Annotated in this window: 20 protein-coding genes; 2 read left to right on the top strand and 18 right to left on the bottom strand. The window is 71.9% G+C overall.

Annotation, left to right across the window (positions count from 1 at the left end):
- Positions 1-45: 45 nt before the first annotated feature.
- The 10 genes from GWK15_RS15105 to GWK15_RS15060 form a co-directional block, all read right to left on the bottom strand.
- Complete coding sequence (locus GWK15_RS15105) at positions 46-2,325, bottom strand: glycosyl hydrolase family 28-related protein (RefSeq protein WP_168042187.1); 2,280 nt, start codon at positions 2,323-2,325, stop codon at positions 46-48.
- 164 nt (positions 2,326-2,489) lie between these two features.
- Entirely contained in the window at positions 2,490-2,930 is a 441-nt protein-coding gene (locus GWK15_RS15100; protein WP_168042186.1) for a hypothetical protein, read from the bottom strand.
- On the bottom strand, positions 2,930-4,807 hold the full coding sequence (locus GWK15_RS15095; protein WP_168042185.1) for a hypothetical protein: 1,878 nt from the start codon (positions 4,805-4,807) through the stop codon (positions 2,930-2,932). Before GWK15_RS15095 ends, GWK15_RS15100 begins: the two co-directional genes overlap by 1 nt.
- Positions 4,808-4,810: 3 nt before the next feature.
- Positions 4,811-5,380 carry a hypothetical protein gene (locus GWK15_RS15090; RefSeq protein WP_168042184.1) on the bottom strand — a complete coding sequence of 190 codons (570 nt, stop codon included), beginning with the start codon at positions 5,378-5,380 and terminating at the stop codon, positions 4,811-4,813.
- A gap of 170 nt (positions 5,381-5,550) precedes the next feature.
- Positions 5,551-6,384 carry a phage capsid protein gene (locus tag GWK15_RS15085; RefSeq protein ID WP_168042183.1) on the bottom strand — a complete coding sequence of 278 codons (834 nt, stop codon included), beginning with the start codon at positions 6,382-6,384 and terminating at the stop codon, positions 5,551-5,553.
- Between the two features lie 359 nt (positions 6,385-6,743).
- Complete coding sequence (locus tag GWK15_RS15080) at positions 6,744-7,484, bottom strand: capsid assembly protein (protein WP_168042182.1); 741 nt, start codon at positions 7,482-7,484, stop codon at positions 6,744-6,746.
- Between the two features lie 7 nt (positions 7,485-7,491).
- On the bottom strand, positions 7,492-8,901 hold the full coding sequence (locus GWK15_RS15075) for a portal protein (protein WP_168042181.1): 1,410 nt from the start codon (positions 8,899-8,901) through the stop codon (positions 7,492-7,494).
- Between the two features lie 4 nt (positions 8,902-8,905).
- Positions 8,906-9,145, bottom strand: coding sequence for a hypothetical protein (locus tag GWK15_RS15070; RefSeq protein ID WP_168042180.1), 240 nt, complete (start codon positions 9,143-9,145; stop codon positions 8,906-8,908).
- 160 nt (positions 9,146-9,305) lie between these two features.
- Positions 9,306-9,746, bottom strand: a complete 441-nt coding sequence (locus GWK15_RS15065) for a hypothetical protein (RefSeq protein WP_168042179.1) — start codon at positions 9,744-9,746, stop codon at positions 9,306-9,308.
- On the bottom strand, positions 9,743-10,117 hold the full coding sequence (locus tag GWK15_RS15060; RefSeq protein ID WP_168042178.1) for a hypothetical protein: 375 nt from the start codon (positions 10,115-10,117) through the stop codon (positions 9,743-9,745). The genes GWK15_RS15065 and GWK15_RS15060 overlap by 4 nt, the downstream gene beginning before the upstream one ends.
- Positions 10,118-10,299: 182 nt before the next feature.
- On the opposite strand from GWK15_RS15060, the gene GWK15_RS15055 reads away from it, so the two are divergent.
- Positions 10,300-10,950, top strand: coding sequence for a S24 family peptidase (locus GWK15_RS15055; protein ID WP_168042177.1), 651 nt, complete (start codon positions 10,300-10,302; stop codon positions 10,948-10,950).
- Positions 10,951-10,956: 6 nt separating this feature from the next.
- Here the strand turns inward: GWK15_RS15055 and GWK15_RS15050 are convergent, their stop codons facing one another.
- Complete coding sequence (locus GWK15_RS15050; RefSeq protein WP_168042176.1) at positions 10,957-11,601, bottom strand: FABP family protein; 645 nt, start codon at positions 11,599-11,601, stop codon at positions 10,957-10,959.
- Positions 11,602-11,650: 49 nt separating this feature from the next.
- A complete protein-coding gene (locus GWK15_RS15045; protein ID WP_168042175.1) occupies positions 11,651-12,757 on the bottom strand; it encodes a DSD1 family PLP-dependent enzyme in 1,107 nt (368 codons plus the stop codon).
- Positions 12,758-12,794: 37 nt separating this feature from the next.
- On the opposite strand from GWK15_RS15045, the gene GWK15_RS15040 reads away from it, so the two are divergent.
- Positions 12,795-14,045 carry a flavin monoamine oxidase family protein gene (locus tag GWK15_RS15040; protein ID WP_168042174.1) on the top strand — a complete coding sequence of 417 codons (1,251 nt, stop codon included), beginning with the start codon at positions 12,795-12,797 and terminating at the stop codon, positions 14,043-14,045.
- Here GWK15_RS15040 and GWK15_RS15035 read toward each other — a convergent pair whose 3' ends face one another.
- From GWK15_RS15035 to GWK15_RS15010, 6 genes are all read right to left on the bottom strand, one after another.
- On the bottom strand, positions 14,046-14,387 hold the full coding sequence (locus tag GWK15_RS15035; protein ID WP_168042173.1) for a gamma-glutamylcyclotransferase family protein: 342 nt from the start codon (positions 14,385-14,387) through the stop codon (positions 14,046-14,048).
- Complete coding sequence (locus GWK15_RS15030) at positions 14,384-15,364, bottom strand: Bug family tripartite tricarboxylate transporter substrate binding protein (protein WP_168042172.1); 981 nt, start codon at positions 15,362-15,364, stop codon at positions 14,384-14,386. Before GWK15_RS15030 ends, GWK15_RS15035 begins: the two co-directional genes overlap by 4 nt.
- A 259-nt stretch (positions 15,365-15,623) precedes the next feature.
- Positions 15,624-17,036 (bottom strand): phosphoglucomutase/phosphomannomutase PgmG, encoded by a 1,413-nt coding sequence (gene pgmG, locus GWK15_RS15025; RefSeq protein WP_168042171.1) that lies wholly within the window; start codon positions 17,034-17,036, stop codon positions 15,624-15,626.
- Between the two features lie 10 nt (positions 17,037-17,046).
- Positions 17,047-18,351 (bottom strand): UDP-glucose dehydrogenase family protein, encoded by a 1,305-nt coding sequence (locus GWK15_RS15020; protein WP_168042170.1) that lies wholly within the window; start codon positions 18,349-18,351, stop codon positions 17,047-17,049.
- A gap of 66 nt (positions 18,352-18,417) precedes the next feature.
- On the bottom strand, positions 18,418-20,373 hold the full coding sequence (locus tag GWK15_RS15015; RefSeq protein ID WP_338147264.1) for a lysylphosphatidylglycerol synthase domain-containing protein: 1,956 nt from the start codon (positions 20,371-20,373) through the stop codon (positions 18,418-18,420).
- The gene (locus GWK15_RS15010) at positions 20,370-21,989 is read right to left on the bottom strand and encodes a lysine--tRNA ligase (protein WP_408891897.1); all 1,620 of its coding nucleotides are present in this window, start codon (positions 21,987-21,989) and stop codon (positions 20,370-20,372) included. Before GWK15_RS15010 ends, GWK15_RS15015 begins: the two co-directional genes overlap by 4 nt.
- Between the last annotated feature and the right edge of the window lie 63 nt (positions 21,990-22,052).

Here is a 22,052-nt window from a genome sequence, read left to right as displayed (position 1 = left end):
CGGAGCGGAGATCGGGACCGCGAAGCGTGACCTCGCGGCACCCCTTCACGTCTTCACCACGCGCGCGCGGACGGTGCCGGCGGCGAGGTCGATGGCAACACCCGTCTTGTTCCAGGCGGTGACCGTCACGACGTCCGTCGCGCCGACCTGCGCCATGAACACCAGGCCCGAGGTCGCGAGCGAGAAGGCCGCCGAGGCGAAGTCGCCCGGCCGCGCGCCGTTGATGGTCACGTTGACCGCCGCCGTGCCGCCCGCCGCGATGGAAGGCGGATCCCAGGCGGCCTCGGCCACCAGTTCCCGCGCGCCATGCGGCAGGCTGGGCTGGCCGTAGATCAGGGTCGGCGCGAAGAGCGGATCGCAGGCCAGGCGCATCGAGCGCAGCTCGTAGTCGCTGCCGATGCGCGCCACGCCGATGATGGCGTAGGCGACCTCGGGCGCGAGGCGCACCACCTGCGGGCGGGTCAGCGTGGCATCCGCCATGTCGGCGGCACTCTGGTACCAATAGGCAGTCGGGTTCCAGGTGAGCGACTGACCCGAAGCGCGGGCCCGTGGCGTGCCGGTGTCGGTCAGCAGGTTGCGGCCGGCGTCGAAGCACATCACGACCAGGCGAGGCGCATCGGCATCGACCGCGAGGGCGAATTCGCGGCAGCCTCGCGCATCCACCACGAAGCCGAGGCCGCGCCCGCCGGTCAGAAGCACACCGCTGTCGGTGAAGGCGTAGGAGGACAGCGCCGGGAAGGCGAAGTCCGCCAGCGTCGCGATCGAGCCCGAGACGTTGGACGACAGGCAGGCCAGCTTCTCGAAGCCCCATTCCGTGTTCGACCAGCGGATGCGCGCGGCGCGCAGGTTCGGCACGGCGCCGATCTCGCGCGTCGCCTCGCGGAACGCCGCAGACTGGTGGGTGGCGCGCACGACCGACCCGGTCCGCGTGGCACTCGCCGGATAGTCGATGTCGACCAGGTAGCCCTGGCTCGCCCAGGCGACCTCGTAGACATGGTCCTGCGCGCCGGCGGTGTGGCGCGCGACATAGGGGCTGCACCCTTCCATGCGCACGGCGCGGGCCCAGACGGACCGGCTGTTCACCTCGATCAGGAAGGGAATGCCCGTGATCGGGCGGTCCCTCGCCTGCAGCTCGAAGCCCGGCCCGTCGAACAGGTGCCGGTTGTGCGCGACATAGGCGCCGGGTGCGGCGGAGAGGCGCACGCCGTAGCGGTCCTTGTCCGTGTGGACCGAGGAGCCCAGCGCGAAATGCCCGCCATAGTAGCGCACGGAGGTGTTCCACGCGCCCGCCGTCTCGGTGCGGACATCGAGGCCGATCTTGTTGTTCACGATGCGGCCGAGGATGATCGTCGTATCCTCGAAGCCGCGCTCGACGCCCTGGGTGCGGATGCCGATGGTGAAGCCCTCGACCTGGCGGATCTCGACGAAGGAGGCATCGAGGTTACGCATCACCAGGCCGATATCGGCCTCGTTCATCCAGTCCGAGATGCTCGCGCGCAGCACGCGCAGCCCCTCGTAGCGCTTGGCGGCGTTGCGCACGGCCGCGCCATCGCCCAGCGTCAGCGCCGCCTGCCCGTCCGGGCCGGCGTAGAGGATGGTGCCGCGCATCACGAGCCCGGCCGCACCGCCGCCGAGGACGAGCGGCTGCGTGGTGCGGAAGGTGCCCTCCCCGATCTCGAGCGTCTTGCCCGAGGCGGCGGCGGCGGCCATCGCGGCGGCGAGCGCAGGCCCGTCATCGGTCACGCCGTCCCCCGTCGCGCCGAAGTCGCGCGCGGTCAGGCGCTCGGCGAGCTTGTCCTCCACGCTGCGCGGCACGCCGCCCGGATAGGGCACGCCGAGCAGCCCGGTGTCGCGGTCGAACACCGTCACGTCGCCCGTGGAATCGAAGCCCAGCACCCGGTTCGCCCGCGCACCGCGCAGCGGCAGCACCAGCCCGCCTGCATCGGTGGGGTCGAGCCGCATCGCGCTGCCGACGTCGTCGGCCACCTGCTGTAGGGCGGCGACCTGGTAGTCGAGCTCGTCGTTCAGAGCGCGGGCGCGCAGCACGCCGTTGTTCTGGAAGTCGGTGGTGCGCGCGATGGCGAGCCTGCGGCGCAGCGTCACCTTCGCCCCGGCCCGCGGCGGCGCATCGAAGACGACGCTGCCGCCCTCGGAGGCGCCGGCCCCGGTCACGGTCGCGCCGCCGGTCAGCACCGCGCCGTCGATGCGGATCTCGAGATCGGCCGCGTCGAAGATCGGGAAGGGATAGGTGAACGCGGCCAGGACGCCGTCCGCGACGTACTGCACGCGCGGCGCGACATCGCCGATCGTGATGTGTTCGGCCATCGGGATCCTCGGTGTGTCTTGGGGTTGGGGCGGCGGCGCCGCGTCTCATGCCGGCGCGCCAAGGGTCCGACCCTTGGCGACCGGACATGGCGCGTGGGGTCGGTGGGACGGCCGCGCGTAAAGCGAGGGCCGATCCGGTCCCTGCATCCTGTGCAGGGGCCGGATCAGTCGAGCAGGTTGCGCACCGCGCCGCCGAGCGTCTGCCCGGCCCGCAGGAAGGCGTTCACGCTGCCATCGGGCGCGAGCAGCGACCGCCGCCCGGCCGCGAGACGCGCGCTCATGATCGCGGCTTCCTCGGCCGTGTCCTGCGCCGCATCGGTCTTGAGGCCGGCGGCAAGCGCGGCCGCCGAACCCTCGTCAGGCGAGACGCCGCCGGCGCCCAGCCTGGCGCGCGCCGAGGCCAGGGTGCGCGCCAGCGTGTCCCGCCGCTCGCGCGCCTTGGCGGCGAGTTGCGCATCGCCCTGCTGCTGCTGCGCCGCCTGCTGCTGGCGCAGGTTCTCCTGCTGCACCTGGGCGGCAACCTTCTGCTGCTGGGCCTGTCGGACCTGGCCGTAGACGGTGAGGCCCGCCCCGGCGAGCGAGGCGAGAGAGGCGAGCTGGGCCATCAATCGGTCATCCTGATCTCGGTGGTGACGGAAAGCAGGGTCATCGGCAGCGGCACCTCGCCCTCGATGCGCCAGAGCGGCCGCAGCCGGTCGCGCCGCCAGCCGAGGCCGCGCAGCGTGACATCGCCGGTGAAGGGCGCGGGTGCGACGTCCAGCACCGGCGTGTCGAGCCGGCGGAAGGACAGCGGTTCCGCCCCGCGCCCGAGGTCGACGGCGAGCGCCGGCGTCCCGAGCAGCCGGAAGGTCACGGCGACCAGGCGCAGCGGACCCGTCGCGGCCCCGGCCGCGGAGATCAGGTCGGGCGGCAGCGGCTCGATCTCGTGCCGGTAGACGAGGCCCACCTGCACCGAGGAGGCCGCATCCTCGAGCGTCACCGCGCCGTCGAGCACGCTCGCCGCCGCGCGCGGCGCACCGTCGGCGAGCACGCCGACGACGCGCCCCTCGAGATGCCCGAGCCCGCTCCATTGGTCCTGCGGCGTCGGCGCGGTTCCGGTCAGCGCGGCGTCGAGCCCAAGCGCTGCATCGAAGCGTTCGAGCGCGAAGGCGCCGTCGCGTTCCGTCACGGCCCAGACGATGCCCTCGCTTTCCGCCACGGCGCGGAAGGCGCCGTCGGTCTCCTGCCGCGTCCAGGCGGTGACCTGCTCGGCGCGGTAGATCGTCAGCGTGCCGATCGACCCGTCCGCCATCACCAGGTGCAGCAGCCGCGCGCCCTGATCGTAGGCGACGGACACCGGCGCCGAGACGATGTGGCGCGCCAGGATGGCGAGGTCATTCGCCTGGTAGGTCTGGCTGACGTCGGTATAGGCGAATTCGTAGACGCCCTGCCCGCTGCGCGCGACGAAGACGGTCGATCCGTCCACGTCCACCGGCGGCATCAGCCGGTCCACCGGCGATCCCACGCGCGTCTGCCGGTTCAGCTGGATGCTGGCCGGCGTCAGCGGATCGCCGGTGACCATCCACTCCGCGCCCGAGGTGAAGACCTGCAGGTGCCGCCCCGAGAAGACGCCGCGGATCGCGTTCACCTGGTCCGAGACCAGACCGAACTCGATCGCCTCGTCATCCAACCCTGTGCCGGCGTCGAAGTTGAACAGATCCCCGGTGCGCGACAGCCACAGCCGGTTCGGCAGGTCGCGCGACCCGCCGACGACCAGGCGCTCCTGGTGGAAGCCGCAGCTCACCGGCCAGCCGCGCGCGCCGCTGAAGGCGGCCTCGTCCCAATCCGTGGTCGGACCGGTGACGGCGAGCGCGTCCTCGACCACCGCGCTCGCCTGCTGGGCGGTCTGCAGCGCCGTGACCAGCAGCCGCCGGCCTGCGATGCGCAACCGCGCGCCGACATGGCCGGGCTGGAAGAAGGTCGCGCTGGTGAAGAGCGTGACCGTCCCGCTCGTCCCCGTCGCCTGCAGCGTCATCGCCGGGTCGGCGAAGCGGAAGAAGGGCTCGGCAACGAAGGACCAGGCCGCGATCGTCCAGCCGGCGGTCGTGCGCGTCACGCGCTGCGGCGCCATGTCGGGATGCGTCAGCAGCAGCGTGTCCGCACTCTGCGTGAAGCCGATCTGCGGCAGCATGGCCGTGGTCCAGGGGCCGGCCAGGCTCGCCACCGCGGCATCGCCCTGGAACACCTGCAGCGTGCCCGCGGTCAGGACCATCAGGTAGGTCTGCTCGGTGTTGAACTCGAAGGCGATCAGGCGCGCAGGCCCCGGCAGCGGCGTCACGTGCCGCAACCCGGGCCGTCGCGTCACGCCGCCGGTCGGCTGGATGAAGACGTTGCGCAGGCGCCGCGCCCCGTTCTCGAAGGCGCGCAGGTCGCCGCGCCCGAGCAGTTCGGGCGCGAGCTCCCCCGCGGCGAAGGATGTCTTGGCACGCTTGACGGCGGGCATGGCTCAGCCCCGCACGTCGATCAGCGGGAAACCCTCGAGTACGCGCGCGCTCGCCTGCTGGCTGTCGGCCTGGCGCGCCTGGCGCAGCTCGGCCTCGGCGAGGCGGTGCAGCATATCGGCGCGGGAGGAGTTCTCGGTCAGCGGGATGCAGAACTCGGCCGCAAGGCGGGCGACCAGGGCCGAGGCGAAGTAGGGCGGGAAGGCGCTCTCGTCGGGACGGAAGACGTAGGTCAGCGCGACCTCCTCGGCATCGGTGAACAGCCGGTCCTCCTGCAGGCGATAGACGATGCCGCGCGCCCGCCCGGCGGTGCCGGCCGACAGCGCGCGCAGGAAGCCACCCGGCAGCTGGAAGGCGTTGGCGAAGTCGGCCCGCGGCACGGCGGCGAGGCGCCCGAGCGCGGCCTGCGCCGTCGCGAAGGACCAGGGATGGACCGACAGCAGCGCGTCGCGGATTCCGGGATAGAGATTGGCCGCGACCTCGGCCTCGGCCGTCCCCTCGTCGAGCGAGGCGACCGGCTGCGCGCCGATCTTGAGCAAGGCGCGCGAGCAGAGCGCGAGGGCGGAGAGCGCCATCGGGGAGGTCCTCCAACGAACGGGGAAAAGGAAGACGGGGGGAAGGGAACTTCCCCCCGTGCCCCCAACCTTCTTTGTCATTTGGACACTGACCGCGAAGGCCAGCGCCCGGTTCCAAAGAAGGTTGAGGGGGGTCCGGGGGGAGAAGTTCCCTTCTCCCCCCGCCCTCATCACTCCTTCGCGCGCATCCGCACGACGCCGGTGGCGTCGATCATCACCGCGCCCTGCGACATCATGTTGTTCACGAAGTGCGCGGCGCGATCGCCGTGCCAGGTGATGTCGGTGACGACCTCGCTCGCCACCGCGTGGCCGACCGCGGTCTTGTGGTAGAAGTAGCAGTAGCGGAGCACGCCCGCCTTGGTCAGGCCGGAATGCGGCATCCAGGTCGCGCCGAGCCAGCGCTTCGCCTGCGTCCCCTTCCAGGGCAGCGCGTCATCGCCGACGTACTCCGAGGACGCGAATTCCTCGATCTGCAGCAGCTCGGACCACTGCTTCCAGCCGACCACGGCGAAGCGGTTGCCGTCGTCCGGCACGTCCGCGGCGCCGAGCATCTCGAAGGCCATCAGCACCTTCTGCTTGGTCAGGCCGTCCGTGTCGGTCAGGCCCGTGCCGGTGCCAGTGGCCACCTGCGTCGCGGTGTCGAGCGCGGCGATGATCAGCTCATCGGTCTTGCGGCCGAGCGCATAGGCGCCGGCATTGGCGATGACCGTGCGCTCGTCGATGTTGGTCTTGATCTCGTCGAGGCGGTCGATCCACTCGCCGGCGTAGTAGTCCTGCAGGAAGCACTCGGCGTTGGAGAATTCGAGGTTCATCACCGGCACGACGCCGTTGCGCGCCTTGGCGGCGGCCGTGCCCTTGCCGATGCGCGGGAAGATGGTCGACGCGCCCTTCACGTTCGACTTGGAACGCACGGTGGGGCGCAGCTTGCTGCCCTGGCGCTGATAGGCCTCGGCGACCTCGGCCTCGAACTGCTTCACGAAGGCCTGCTCGATGGTGCCCGACATGCGGGGTCCCTTTCGTCGTTCGGATTGCTGGGGGATGCGCCGGCGCCCGGTTGGCCGCGATGCGGGCCGGGCGGCGGCGCGGCGCGCGCGCCCCGGTGGGGTTGTGCGCGCGCCGGAAGGCGATCGGGGCGGGTGGCGCTGCCGCTTCGGCAGGCGCGCCACCCGCCCCTTCTGGCCCCGGCGCCAGGCGCGCGGGGCCACCGGCGCGGTGAGCGGCGGGAGGATCCGCTCAAGCCGCGCCGGAAGGCCGGCAGTGCTTCAGGCGGCGCGCATCAGCGCGCCGAGGCCGCGACTGCGGCCCGCCGGTCGTCCGGCGCAGCCAAGGCGGCCGGACGGCCGCCGCCCGGCGCCTGAGGGCATCACGACGCGCTCACGAGCCGGCGGAAGCCCTCGGTCACGCGCTTGACGAACTCCGGCTCCCGCGTGCGCCAGTAGCGCGGGTCGCGCATCATCGCGCGCAGCTCCGTCTCGTCGGAGGCGGACGGCGCCTCCCCGCGATGAGCCAGACCCGGCTCCTTCGCGTCCATCATGCGGTGCAGGGCAATCACGCCCTCCGCCGTGGTGGACAGCGCCTCGAGCACCGGCGCGGGCAGGTTCGTTCGGCCCCAGGCGCTGACCTGCGCGGCGATGCGGCGGAAGCGTTCCTCGCCGCCGAAATGCTCGCGCAGCTTCTCGACCTGGCGCTCGGCCTCGAACTGGCTCGCCGCCTCCGCGATCAGCGACAGCAGCCGCTCGGCCGCGAGGTCGTAGACCAGCTGCGCCTGGGACGGCGTGAAACCCGCTTCGTGCAGGCGCTGGTTCACGCCCGCATCGGCGCAGCACAGCTCGTGCTTCGGCTCGATCGCGTACTCCTCGGGCGTGTCCGGCACGCCGATCGCGCGGCGGAAGCGGATGCGATCCTCCTCGGGCGCATCGGGGGCCGGCGGCGCCAGGCGCTGGGACAGGCGCTTCTCGAGCTCCCGATAGGATTTCAGCAGCGCGTCGATGCGGACGGCGCCGGCCTCCTCGTCCCAGAACTTCTCGGGGACCTCGGCCGGGCGCGCGCCGCGGGGGTCGGCGCCATCATCGGCCAGGGCAGTCTGCAGCAGGTCCTCGGGCATGAGGCGCTCACTCCTTCTCGGCTTGGGCGGGGGGATTCAGGACCTCGGCGGGCGCGCTCAGCGTCCGGCCGAGCCAGCGGGCGGCGGCGGGCAGGTCGACCTGTGCGAGGGCCTCGGGGCCCATGGCGCGCACCGCCTGCAGGAACAGCAGCGTGTTCGCCGCATCGGCGCGCCCCTGCACCTGCGCGAGCGGGCTGCGGTAGCGCAGCACCGCCTCCCGCCCGTCGAGCAGCAGCGGCGGGATCTCCCCGCGCCGCCGCAGGATGGCGAGGCAGCGGCCGACCAGCGGCGTCAGCAGTTCCGCCTGCAGCCGCCCATAGGTCGCGCCGAGCAGCCGCGCCGTCTGCGCCGACCGCTCGAGCACCTCGGTCGCCGTCATGTTGTCGCCGCGCTGCGGCCCGAGCCGGTCGGCGAGCAGCGCGCCGCGGATCCGCTCGCGCAGATCCGTCAGCACCAGCTGCGAGACGTCGAAATTCCCCGGCGCCGCGAGCGGCGTGAGCCCCGAGGACCCCGGCGCCTTCGGGATGATCGCCCCGGGTTCGAGCCGCACCGTCGCCGGGTTCAGCACGCCGTCGTCATCGGCCTGCCAGATACCCGTCGCGGCGATGGAGGCGTTCTTGAGGACAAGTTCCACCACCTTGTTCGCCGTGCGGATGTCCGGCAGCGCCTTGGCGACGGGGCCGCGGCCATAGGCCTCGCCCGGCGCCTTCAGCCAGCGGAAGGCGACGAAGGGGCTCTCGGCGAAACGCCCCTCGGCGAGCACGGTCACGCCGCGATCACCCGCCAGCACCGCCATGAAGCGGTATCCGCTGTGGTCGGGCCAGACGGCCTCGACGACGCGATGACGCGGCGCCTCGGCATCCTCCTCGGCGCCGGGCTCGACCGGCGCGCCGGGATAGCGCGCGGCGAACGCCGCGCTGCCCAGCCGCGCCGCGCGGAACACGGTGTCGAGACGCCCGGTGGGACCTTCCTCGAGCACCGCCTCGCGCAGCGGCACGGCGGTGAAGCGCAGCGCCGAGGCCTCGCCCACCGGCGCTTCCTCGACCAGCAGCACGCCGGTGCCGGCGACCACCAGGTCGAGGAAGGCCTGGTGCATCTCGAGCGCGAAGTTCGAGCGGTCGAAATGCCCCTGCAGCGTCTCCGCCGCGTCCTCGAGCGCGATGGCCGCGTCGTTGTCGCCCTCGACGGGCCGCGCGGGGGCAAGGCCGAACCAGCGCGACCAGGGCGGCGTCAGTTCGGCGAGCAGCGAGGCGGCGAGCTGCTCCGCCGCATCGGCGGCGGTCGCGTCGAAGATCGCGACGCGCCCGCCGGTCGCCGGCGGCAGCACGTGGTCGTAGCAGTCCTGCCACAGCGCATCCTGCGCGCGGCGGCGGTCGAGCGCGCGGGCATGCCGCGCAAGGATCTCCTCCGGCGTCATTCCCTCACTCCCCGAGCAGCGACTTGCGGGTCGCGGCGATGTCGGCGCTGGCGCCGAGCAGGCCGCGGGCCGAGGTGGCGATGGTGCCGGCGAGGCCGCGGCGCGCCCGGTCGCGCGTTTCGGTGCGGGATGCGGCGGCGGTCTCCTCGGCGGCCATGGCGGGGGTGGGCGCCGCCTGGGCCGGCGCGGCGGCCGGCGGGGGCGCGATGAGGACAGGCTTCGGGGCACGGAACAGGCCACCCATGCGCGCGCGGCTCCTCTCGACGATCGGTGGAAGGGATCCCGGCCCCCAAAAAGCCGCGGGCCCGGCCTTCGCTTCGGAAGGACGGGCCCGCGCAGTCGATCGGGGGAACGGGAGGAAGACCTCCGGGCGCACTTCGCCCGTTGGCGAGGAGGGAGATAGCCTAGGTGCCGGGCATGGTCAAGACTTTTTTCCTATTATGCGACAGAATCTTCACCAGGCGCCGGCACAGCCCCCAGGGCGTCAGGGCGAAGGGCGCCCCGGCCCCGAGCACGGCCCGGCACAGCCCGACGCAGGACATCGGCAGCAGGCCCGGCAGGCGCACCGGCCGCGCCGGTCCGGGATGGAAGGGCCCCACCACCACCAGCCCCGCACGCTCGTAGAAGCCCGGCAGGTCATAGGCCGCCGGCACGGTCAGGCGTGCGACCAGCAGCCGGCCGGACAGGGGTTCGACCACGGTCCAGCCGGCCTCGTCGCGCAGCGCCGCGAAGCAGTGCCGGAAGCCGCGGCGCAGCAGCCGCAGCCAGGGCTGGTCGGCCTCCCCGCCGAAGGCGATCCAGACTTCCTGCCCGGCCTCCCGCGCCTGGCGCAGCCGCGGGGTCATGCGACGATCCCCTTCACGCGCAGCGGCCATTCCAGGCGGTTCATCGCCTCGCGCCACTGGGCATGGTCGGCGCGTTCCGAGGCATGCCGCGGGTCGGGCGCGGCGCCCCGTTCCCCCCAGACGCGCATCACACGGGCGTGGATCAGGTCGATCCGCCGCTGCCGGTACAGCCGGTCGAGGCACTTGATGACGTCGTCCGGCTCGCAGGGCCGCACCTTCTCGCCCTTGCCGGCGGTGACCCGCGCGCCGTCGCGGCGAGCGATCAGCGCGGCCATGGTCCAGAGCCAGGCCTCCTCGGCCGAGCGGAAGGGTTCCGCGGCGGCGATGCTGCCAAAGCGGGGCGCATGAGCGGTGCGGGGAGCAGGGCGCATGGGGGTCTCGCCTATGAGGGGAACAATACAAGAACATTAACCGCCAAGGTTGCGCCCGGCAAGGCAAAAAAGGAAAATGTCCCTATTGCAATCCGACACCAGACCTAGGATGTATTGCCCACGACTCGGGGCGACATCTGGATTCGCGTCCTGGGCCCGGCGGAACGGAACAGCAGCCCACAATGCGGCACGACGACATCTGGCGCGCACTCGACGCCCTGGCGGCCGAACACGGCCTCTCGGCCTCCGGCCTCGCGCGCAAGGCGGGGCTCGACCCCACGGCCTTCAATCCCTCCAAGCGCATCGGCGCCGACGGTCGCGCCCGCTGGCCCTCCACCGAGAGCATCGCCAAGGTGCTCGACGCGGTCGGCCGCGGCGTCGAGGATTTCGCCTCCCTGGTCTCCGGCGCCCCCGCCCTGACCCGCGGCTCGAGCCGCGGTGGCGCCGGAAGGCGCATCCCGCTGATCGGCCTCGCCCAGGCCGGCGGCGATGGCTATTTCGACGATGGCGGCTATCCCGTCGGCGGATCCTGGGACGAGATCTCGCTACCCGACATCGGCGACCCCAACGCCTATGCGCTCGAGATCTCGGGCGAATCCATGGAACCGGTCTTCCGCGACGGCGACGTCGTGATCGTCTCCCCCGCGGCGCCGGTGCGCCGCGGCGATCGCGTCGTGGTCCGCACCGCGAAGGGCGAGGTGATGGCCAAGGAACTGCGCCGCCAATCCGCCAAGCGCATCGAGCTCGCGAGCCTCAATCCCGCGCACCCGTCCTACAGCTTCGAACTGCCCGAGATCGCCTGGATGCACCGCATCGTCTGGGCGAGCCAATAGGTCGGATCAGCCGGACTGCCCGTTCAGGATAGCCTGCAGCGGGTTCACCTGCGGCGGCGCGACGAGCCTCAGCGTGTTCGTGTCGCGATGGCTGAAGGGCTGGGTGCCCCGGATCATCAGGTCCGTCTCGATCTCGTAGGACCAACTGCCGTCGTCGTTGAAGGTGATGGCACAGCTGTAGCGGTCGGTGCGGAACGCCTCGTCGAGGAAGGTGTTCGTGCAGATGCCGTAGCGCGCATCGCCGCGCTTCGCCGAGACCGAGATCCGCTTGTCCCCGGCATTCGCCTGCCCCGCGGCCAGCAAGACCTGCCCGCGCGGGATCGTGAGGCTCTGCAGGATCAGCCCCGTCGCCGGCTCCCACAGCCAGTAGCCGACCTGGTCGTGGAAGGTGACCTGCTCATCCGGCGTATTGATGTGGATGTGATAGCGCAGCCCGTAGAACAGCTGCGGCCCGTTGGTCTGCGGATCGATCGGATCCATCCGGATATGTTCGCGGAACACGCGACGTTCGGGTCCGGCGGCCTTGGGATTGATGTCGATGCCCTTGTCCGCTGCCCAGGTCCCCGCAAGTCCGCGCAACGGCCCGAGATTGGCGAGCGCGTCGGGGGAGGCCTCGGGCTCGGCATAGATGTCTGTCGGAACAGGCAGCATCGGGCGATCCTTCGTGGGTATCGCCCGAGGCTACCGCCATCCGCTCGGTTCAGGCCATCGCGCCGCGCGCGGCGATCGGCCAAAGGCACTCCACGCGCCCCTTCCTGACGCCGACATACCAGTCGTAGCGATCGACCGTCGGGTCGCAATGCCCCGGCACCAGGCGCAGCTTCTCGCCCAGCACCGGCGCCTCGCCGTCCTCGATCAGGATCTTGCCGTGCTCGTCCGAGGCACCGGCATAGCGCAGCCCCGGCCGCTGCCACACGCCGGGCATGCCGGAATCCACCGCCACGCCCTTGTGGCCGCAATCGACCACGGCGACGCCCGGCGTCGCGCGGCTCATCACCTGCGCCAGGACGAACAGCGCGTGGCGGAAGGGCGGCGCGTCCTCGTTCTTCGCATAGTCCACGTCCATGAAGGCGTAGGACCCCGCCTGGATCTCGGTATAGACGCCGCTCGCCGCCTCGTGCCGGAAGGTGCCGGTGCCCGCACCGCCGACGATCGGGCAGTCGAGGCCGCGCTGCTTCAACTGCTCCACCGTCCGGCGCGACCGCGCCGCGGCCTCGGCGATCGCCGCAGCGCGCTGCTCCGGCGTGCGCATGTGCTGCGCGCTGCCGTGATAGGCCTGCAGCCCGCCGAAGCTCAGATGCTTGCTCGCCGCGATCCGCTCCGCCAGCGCCACCGCGGGCGGGCCATGCTCGATCCCCGCACGGCCCATGCCGACATCGATCTCGACCAGCACCGGCAGGCGCACGCCAGCCGCCTCGGCCGCCTGCTCCGCCAGCGCGATCTGCGCGGGATCATCCACGCAGAGCCCCACCTTGCAGATCTTCGCCAGCGCCGCGAGCCGCGCGAGCTTCCGCGGGCTGACGACCTGATTCGTCACCAGCACGTCCGGAATGCCGCCCCAGGCGAGCTGCTCCGCCTCCGCGACCTTCTGCACGCATTGCCCGATCGCGCCGCGCGCCATCTGCAGCTTCGCGATCACGGCCGATTTGTGCGTCTTGGCATGCGCGCGCAGCTTCGCGCCCGTCGGCGCCAGCAGCGCGGCCATGGTGTCCAGGTTGTGCTCGAAGGCGTCGAGGTCGATCAGCAGCGCCGGCGTATCGACCTCGTCCTCACGCATGCCGGGTTCGGCGGGCGGCGCTTGCAGCATGGTTCATCCCCTGACCGTGTCGCGGCATGATGCGGCGATGTTCCCTTCCGATCCAGACGTGCTGGTCATCGGCGCCGGCTGCGCCGGCATCGCCGCGGCGCGCGAACTCGCCCTGCGCGGCAGGACCTGCGTCGTGCTGGAAGCCGGCCCCCGCGTCGGCGGCCGCGCCTGGACGGAGAGCGACAGCCTCGGCGCCCCCTTCGACCACGGCGCGTCCTGGCTCCACCAGGCGGATGAGAACCCGCTGACGCCCTTCGCCCACGCGCTCGGCCTCGCGCCGATCGACCATGACCGCTTCCGCGAACGCCGCCTCTTCGCCCAAGGCCGCCTCGCCCCGCGCGAGGAGCGCCACGCCTTCGCCGCCGCCGAGGACGCCTTCTGGACCGCCATCGACGCCGCCGCCCGCGACGGAGCCGCCGACCGCCCGGCCTCCGACGCGGCCCCACGCGGCGGCCCCTGGGACGCGACGGTCGCGCATTGGGAAGGCGCCCAGATCTGCGCGGCGGAGCTCACCCGCATGTCGCTGCACGACGTCGCCGCGACGGCGCTCGACGGCCCGAACCTGATCATGCGCACGGGCGTCGGCGGCCTCGTCGCCCGCCTGGCGGAAGGCTTGCCGATCCGACTGGACGCCCGTGTCGACCGCCTGCGCTGGGGCGCGCGCGGCGTCAGTGCCGAAGGCGCCTTCGGCAGCATCACGGCGCGCGCGGCGATCGTCACGGTCTCCACCGGCGTCCTCGCGGCGGGCGGCATCGCCTTCGACCCGCCCCTGCCGGCTGAAACCCAGGCGGCGATCCACGCCCTCCCCCTCGGCCTGCTGACCAAGATCGCCTTCCGCGCGGACCATCCGGACGCGCCGGACATGCCCCCCTTCGTCAGCCTGCGCCGCGCCGTCGAGCATGACGGCGACCGGCCGATGTCCTGGATCTCGCGCCTCTTCGGCGATCCGCTGATGATCGCCTTCTGCGGCGGCGCCCGCGCCTGGGAGATGGCCGGCGACGCCCGCCGCGCCGAAGCCGAGGCCCGCGCCGAAGCGGCCAAGGTGTTCGGCGCGCGCGCCGCCGCCGCCCTCGGTCCCGCGACGGTCACGCGCTGGGCGGAGGATCCGCTCTTCCGCGGCGCCTACAGCCACGCCGTCCCCGGCGCGCAGGCCGCGCGCACGACGCTGGCGCGTCCGCTTGACGATGGTCGCCTCTGCTTCGCGGGCGAAGCCTGCCACCCGCGCTTCGCCGCCACCGTCGCCGGCGCCTGGCTCAGCGGCGTCGAAGCCGCCCGCGCCATCCCCTGATCACGGCCAGTCGCGATCCGCCTCCGCCCGCCAGGGCGGCGCGATCCAGGCCTGCGCCCGCACCGGCCCGCGCGCCGTCTGCACGATCAGCGGCGTGAGGGCATAGGCGCTGCCCTCATAGTCCGACAGCCGCGCCAGCGCCGCCGGCCCGGCGCGCAGCACCGCGCCCTCCACGGCCGCCGCCGCATCCTCGACCAGCGTCGGATAGGGCGTCCCGCGCAGGAACACGCGCCGCCAGCCGGCCAGCCGCGCCGGCCGCAACCGCCGCGCCAGGGCCGGCTCGCCCGACATGCGGGCGAGGACGTCGGGATCGAGCAGCGTCCCGTAGAGGAACAGGATCATTCAGGCCGCAGGTTCACGCTCGCCACCAGCTCCGCGATCTTCGCCGATTGCGCGCGGACCATGACGCCGAAGGAATCGGCATCGGATCCGACCGGCTCCGCGCCCACTTCCTCGCAGCGCTTCACGAAGTCGGGGTGGCGCGCGGCGGCGGCGATCTCGCGGTTCAGCCGCGCCATCACCGGCGCGGGCGTGCGCGCCGGCGCGAAGAAGCCGTTCCAGCCCTCCAGTTCGAGCGACGGAAAGCCCTGTTCGCGCACCGTCGGCACGTCGGGCAGGATCGGCGCGCGGCGGGACGCGACATTCGCCAACCCCTTGAGCGCGCCCGACCGCACATGCTGCACACAGGTCGAGATCTGGTCCCCGCCGAACTGCACGCGCCCCGCAATCAGCTCCTGCACCAGTGGCGCCGCGCCGCGGAAGGGCACGTGCTCCATGCGGATGCCGGCATCGCGCTTCAGGACCTCGCCCACCATGTTCATGAAGGATCCAGGCCCGGTCGAGCCGTAGAAGGGCGGGCTGGGCTGCGCCTTCGCCCAGTCGACGAAGCCCTTGAGGTCGCTCACCGGCACGCCCGGATTGGCGAGGATGATCAGCGGCACGTTGGCGCCGAGCGAGAGCGGCGCGAAGTCGCGCTCGATGTCGTGCGGCGGGCGGCCGGCGAGCGCCATGGTCGCCGTCGTCGTCGGGAACGTGATGTTGTGGAACAGCAGGGTGTAGCCGTCCGGCGGCGCCTTCGCGACGACGTCGGCGCCGATCGACCCGCCGCCGCCGCCGCGGTTCTCGACTACGACGGACTGGCCCATCGTCTCGGTCATCCGCTGCGCGAACAGCCGCGCCAGCAGGTCGGTCGTGCCGCCCGCAGGGAAGGGCACGACGACGCGGATCGGGCGGCTGGGAAACTCCTGCGCCAGGGCGAGCCCCGGCGCGGCAAGGGTGGCGCCCGCGGCGAGCAGCAGCGAACGGCGTGCGAAGGTCATTCCCGGTTCTCCTCCAGGGCCCTGTCCCAGGCCCCTGGAGGGAAGGCTAGACCGCTACGCGGCCTGGCTGGAAGCCACGCCCATCCGAGCCCGTCGGATCGCGGCCAAGCCGCAATCCGCGAGCGCGCAGCGCGACCGCGCCCAGATCGCCAACCGCGGCCAGCACGCCAGTGCACGGCGCGAAGGCAAGGCCGGCGGATGCCGGCCGCCCGCCGTCTGAGGGATCAAGAAACCTACTGACGCTCGCCTTCGGCGACCGTCAGTGACCCGCGTTCTCGGCCGAGAAATCCGGCGCCTCGAGCCCGCTCGCCACCAGCTGCTTCACGAGCTGCGCCTTGAGCCGCTCGAGACCCGCCTCGCTCGACGCCTCGCAGCGCGCCACCAGCACCGCCTGGGTGTTCGACGCACGCAGCAGCCACCAGCCATCCTCGGTCAGCACGCGCACGCCGTCGACGTCCTGCACCTTGGCCCCCTCGGCGGCGAGGCGGTCCTTGACCTCCTTCACCACCTCGAACTTGCGGGCTTCCTCGCAGTTGAAGCGCAGCTCTGGCGTGTTGATCACCTGCGGCAGCGCGGCGCGCACGGTCGAAAGGCTCTCGCTCATGCGCGCGACGATGCCGAGCAGCCGGACGGCCGAATACGGCGCGTCGTCGAAGCCGTACCACTTGTCGGCGAAGAAGATGTGCCCCGACATCTCGCCGGCGAGCGGGCTGCCGGTCTCGGCCATCTTCGCCTTGATCAGCGAATGCCCGGTCTTCCACATCAGCGGATTGCCGCCGGCCTTCGCCACCTCGTCGAACAGCACCTGGGACGCCTTCACGTCGGCGATGATGGTCCCGCCAGGCTTGGACTTCAGCACGTCGCGCGCCAGCACGACCAGCAGCTGGTCGCCGAAGAAGATGTGGCCCTCATTGTCGACCACGCCGATGCGGTCGCCGTCACCGTCGAAGGCGATGCCGAGGTCGGCCTTCTCGCGCTTCACCTCGGCGATGATCTGCTCGAGGTTCTTGGCCACCGTCGGATCCGGGTGGTGGTTCGGGAAGGTGCCGTCGACCTCGCCGTTGATGACGAAATGCGTCCCCGGCAGCCGCGAGGCGAGCGCCTTCACGATCGGCCCGGCCGAGCCATTGCCCGGGTCCCACACGACCTTCAGCTTTCGGTCGCCGCCGTCCCAGTCCTGCAGGACGCGGTCGGCGTAGCTCGCGGCGATGTCGACCTGGCGATCGCTGCCGCGGCTTTCCGGCACCACGTCGCCCTCCGCGGCCATGCGCCCGATCTCCTGGATCGCGCTGCCGTAGAAGGGCTTCTTGCCGATCATCATCTTGAAGCCGTTGTAGTTCGGCGGGTTGTGGCTGCCGGTGACCATCGCCGCCCCGTCGGCCTGCAGGTCATAGGCCGCGAAATACAGCATCGGCGTCGCACAGAGCCCGATCCGGCACACCTCGAGCCCGCAGGCGCGCAGGCCCGCGACCAGCTGCGCCTCAAGCTCCGGCGAGGACAGCCGCCCGTCATAGCCCACCGCGACCCGCTTGCCGCCGGCGCGCACGACGACGGACCCGAAGCAGCGGCCGATCGCGAAGGCGTCCTCCGGCTTCAGGGTCTGCCCGACGATCCCGCGGATGTCGTATTCGCGGAGCACCGTGGAATCGAAGCGGTGGCGGAAGGCGGTCATGGTCGTTCCCTCAGGGGCGGCCGATGGAGGAATAGGTGAAGCCGGCCGCGCGCATCGCAGCCGGATCCCAGACATTGCGAAGGTCGAGAACAATCCCGCCCTTCATGGCGGACTTGAGGCGATCCGGTGGCAGGGCGCGGAACTCGTTCCATTCCGTCAGCACCACCAGCGCATCGGCCTGCTGTACCGCGGCCATGGCGCTGCCGGCGAACTCCACCGCCGCCGGCAGGGCCTGCCGCGCATGGGCCGGCTGCGGGTCGAAGGCGACTACCTGCACCCCGGCCGCGACCAGCCGCGGCAGGATCACCAGCGACGGCGCGTCGCGCATGTCGTCCGTCTCGGGCTTGAAGGTCACGCCCAGCACCGCGACCCGCTTGCCCGCCGGGCTGTCGCCCAGGGCGGCGATGATCCGGTCGGCCATCTGCGCCTTGCGCGCCTCGTTCACCGCGATGGTCGTCTCGACCAGGCGCACCGGCGCCCCGGCATCCTGCGCGGTGCGCGCCAGCGCCAGCGTGTCCTTGGGGAAGCACGACCCGCCATAGCCCGGGCCGGGATGGAGGAACTTCCGCCCGATGCGGCCATCCAGCCCCATGCCCCGCGCCACGTCGTGCACGTCCGCGCCCACCTTCTCGCAAAGGTCCGCGATCTCGTTGATGAAGGTGATCTTGGTCGCGAGGAAGGCGTTGGCGGCGTACTTGATCAGTTCCGCGCTCTCGATGCTGACGGCGAGCACCGGCGTCTCGATCAGGTAGAGCGGCCGGTAGAGCCGCTTCAACACGGTGGTGGCGTGCTCGTCATCGACCCCGATCACCACACGGTCAGGCCGCATGAAGTCGCCAATCGCGCTGCCCTCGCGCAGGAATTCGGGGTTCGAGGCGACCGAGATCTTCGCCTCCGGCCGCACGCGGCGGACGATCGCCTGCACCTCCCGCCCCGTCCCGACCGGCACGGTCGACTTGGTGACGATCACCAGCGGCCCGTCGGCCGCCTTCGCCACCTGCTCGGCCGCCGCGTAGACATAGGTCAGGTCGGCATGCCCGTCCCCGCGCCGCGTCGGCGTGCCGACCGCGAGGAAGACCGCATCCGCCCCCTTCACCGCCTCGGACAGGTCTGTGGTGAAGGACAGCCGCCCGTCCCTGACATTCTCGGCGACCAGCTTGTCGAGCCCCGGCTCGTAGATCGGCATGCGGCCCGCGCGCAGGCCCTCGATCTTGTCGGGGTCGACGTCCATCACGGTCACGTCGACGCCGAATTCGGCGAAGCACGCGCCGGAGACGAGGCCGACATAGCCGGCGCCGATCATGGCGATGCGCATGGAACTCCCTCTTGGCTGGGGCGGGCGGCGGTGGAATGGCCCGCCCGGCCCGGTCTTGCAAGCGCTTCAGGGGGCATCGGCGCCCCCGGGCAGCAACGGCATGAGCGCCTCGAGGTCCCGTTCCGCACGGCAGACCAGGAAGCGCGGCGCCGGGTCCGAGGCCAGCGGGAACGGCGTCAGGCCGATATCGCCATAGACGCGCAGCAGGTCCGGCCCGACGCGCCAGAAGGCCGGGTCGACACCCGCCTGGGCGCAGATGTCCCGGAACCGCCAGATCGCCGAGACCCGGTCCCGCTCCTCCCCCGCCGGATCGCCGAGGCCGAGCCAGATGCCGTCGCGCTTCACGAAGGCGAAGCCGGCGCGCCCACCCTCCCCGAAGACGGCGCCGTCGGCCCCGCAGGCCTCGGGCGCCATGGCCCCGAATGCTGCGAGCCGCGCGCGGACCCCGGCATCGTAGGCAAGCGCAGGCGGCCGGGCCGGGCGCAGCAGCCGCGCCGCTGCGACCAGCAGCAGCACCCCCGCGACGCCCACCGCGAAGCGCAGGGAGGGCGGCGCCTCGGCCGACAGCACCAGCCCCCACCACGACAGATCGGCATAGGCGCCCTGGTAGGCGACGGTCGCGAGCGCCAGCCCGCACAGCGCCGCCGCGGCGATCGCGCCCGCCGCCTCCTTGGTCAGCGGTTCCGCCGTCAGCCGCGCCCGCCGGTAGAAGGCCCCGCGCGCGCTGCCGATCACGCCTGCGATCAGCAGGAACAGCCCGATCAGCCACCAGGGTTCGCCCCGCAGCGCGGTGATCAGCGCCCCGTTCAGCAGCAGCAGCAGCGTCGCCCACCAGGCGATGGCGAGCCGCCGCATCAGCCCATAGGCCGCGACCAGCAGCAGCGATCCGACCACCGAGGCCGCGAAATGGTTCGCCGCGTCGTCCAGCAGGTCGAGGATGCCGTCGAGCGCGTTCGGCTTCACCGGCAGCGCGCCGATGACGATCAGCGCCATCGCCGCGATCACCGCCAGCGCGCCCATCGCCGGCACCTCGAAGGAGATGGCGACGCCGCGCTCGGCCGAAATCCTCTCGAAGACATGCCGGCGCTGACTCGCCTCGAAGCCCGCGAAGAGCAGCCCGGCCAGGAAGAGCGGCACGATGTAGTAGTACAGCCGGAACAGCAGCAACGCGCCGATCACCACCGGCGCCGCCATGTGCCCCGACAGGCCGAGCAGGACCGCCCCGTCGAACACCCCGATCCCGCCCGGCACGTTCGCCACGATCCCGGCCGACAGCGCCAGCACGTAGATGCCGAGGAAATGCAGGAAGGTCAGGCCTTCCACGGGGGGCAGCAGCATCCAGAAGATCATCGCGGTCACCGCGACGTCCGCACTCGCCAGCGCCGTCTGCGCCACCGCCATGCGCAGGCCCGGCAGGTCGATCTGGTGCCCGAACATGCGGAAATGCGGCACGAAGCGCGCGAGCAGGATGTAGGACCCGACGATGCTCCACATCGCAACGCCCGCAGCCTGCATCACCCAGCGCGGCGTGCCCTCCCCGAAGAAGGGCAGCACCTCGGGCTCCGCCACCAGCACCAGCCCGCCCAGCGCGAAGCCGCCCAGGCCGAAGGTCAGCGAGGTGAAGGCGACGACCTTGGCGATCGCCCCGGGGCTCAGCCCCCAGGCGGCATAGAAGCGATACCGGATCGCCGCCCCCGACACGGTCGAGAAGCCGAGGTTGTTCGCCAGAGAATAGGCGACGAAGGACGCAAGCGAGGTCCGCGCGTAGGACACCGGATGCCCCGCATAGACCGACCCAAGCCGGTCATAGGCGGTCAGCACCAGGTAGGCGAGCAGCGTGCACCCCGCGGCCCCCCACAGCGCATGCGCCGGCGTGCTGTGCAGCGCCCCCTGGATGTCGCTCCAGTGGAGGTTGCGGAACTCCCGCTGGACGACATAGATCGCCGCGACCAGCAGCAGCAGGCCGAAGACGGTCGGCCCGTGCCGCTTGACCAGCGCGAGGGCGCGCGCGCCAATGCTCACGCGACCGGCGTCTCCCCGCGCGCGAGCGCCGTCTCGATCAACCCGATCGTGCCGGCGATGCCGTACAGCGCCACGAAGCCGCCGAAGCGCGGCCCTTCCTCCTGCCCCAGCAGCACCTGGTACAGCGCGTTGAACCAGGCGCGGGAGACACCCATCGACCCGTCCTTGTTCGGCTGCAGGAAGGGCTCGCGGCGGCCCGCGTCATAGACCAGGTCCTGGATCGCGCGGGCGCGCTCCTCCGGCTCCATCGCCTCGAGGTCCGCCGCGCGGTCGCGCAGCGCGGCCATCAGCGCGTGCAGCGCCTCGCGTTCCGCCGGGCTCGGCTCGCGGAAGCGCTTCGTCGGCGCGACGAAGTCCCGGTAGTAGTGCACCGCGTGCTCGACCAGCTTACCGAGCAGCGGCTGCGTCCGCGGCGTCGCCCCCGGCGCGTAGCGCGCGAGGAACCCCCACAGGATCTCCGGATCGTCCGCATTCACCACGCTCGCGAGGTTCAGCAGCATGGTGAAGGACACGGGCGGCTCCGGGTCGTTCGGCGCCGCCCCGCCATGGATATGCCAGGCCGGCACCGCCGGGTCCGCCGCGACGCGCAGCCGCGCGCGATGCTGCAGGTATTCGTCCACCGCGCGGGGGATCTGGTCGAAGTACAGCCGCTTCGCCCGCTGCGGCTGGTTGAACATGAACTGCGCGAGGCTCTCGGGCGGCGCATAGCGCAGCCATTCCTCGATGGTCAGCCCATTTCCCTTGGACTTGCTGATCTTCTGCCCCTCGGCGTCGAGGAACAGTTCGTAGGTGAAGGTCTCCGGCGGTTCCCCGCCCAGCACCCGGCAGATCGCCGAGGACAGCTTCACGGAATCGATCAGGTCCTTGCCCGACATCTCATAGTCGACGCCGAGGGCGAACCAGCGCAGCGCCCAATCCGCCTTCCACTGCGCCTTGCAGTGCCCGCCGGTGATCCGCGTCGCGTGGCGCGTTCCGTCCGCCGGGTCGCGCCAGATCAGCAGGTCCTCGGCCGGCCGCACCTCCTCCATCGGCACCTGCATCACGATGCCGGTCTTCGGATGGATGGGCAGGAAGGGCGAATAGGTCGCGCGCCGCTCCGGCCCAAGCGTCGGCAGGATCACCGCGCGCACTTCCTCATGCCTCTCCGCCATGCGGATCAGCGCGGCATCGAAGCGGCCGGACTTGTAGTAGTCCGAGGAGGACGCGAATTCGTATTCGAAGCCGAAGGCGTCGAGGAAGGCGCGCAGTCGCGCGTTGTTGTGGTGCCCGAAGCTCTCATGCGTGCCGAAGGGATCGGGCACGGCAGTCACCGGCCGGCCGAGATGCGTCGCCAGCATCTCCTTGTTCGGCACGTTGTCCGGCACCTTGCGCAGCCCGTCCATGTCGTCGCTGAAGGCGATCAGGCGGGAACGCTTGCCGGTCAGCAGCTCGAAGGCGCGGCGCACCCAGGTGGTGCGCGCCACCTCCCCGAAGGTGCCGATGTGCGGCAGGCCGGACGGGCCGTAGCCGGTCTCGAACAGCGCGACGTCCTTGCCCGATTTTTCCAGGCGCGCGGCCACCTTGCGGGCTTCCTCGAAGGGCCAGGCGCGGGCGGCGGAAAGGTCGGTCGGCGCGATCGTCACGGGGTCGAACTCATCATCACAGCGGAGGGGCGTTATAGGTGGCCCGGCGCCCGGACG

Source organism: Neoroseomonas oryzicola, assembly GCF_012163135.1.
Taxonomy (GTDB): Bacteria; Pseudomonadota; Alphaproteobacteria; order Acetobacterales; family Acetobacteraceae; genus Neoroseomonas; species Neoroseomonas oryzicola.
The sequence above is the reverse complement of the archived record's forward strand: the minus strand, read 5'-3'. Positions and strand labels throughout refer to the sequence as shown.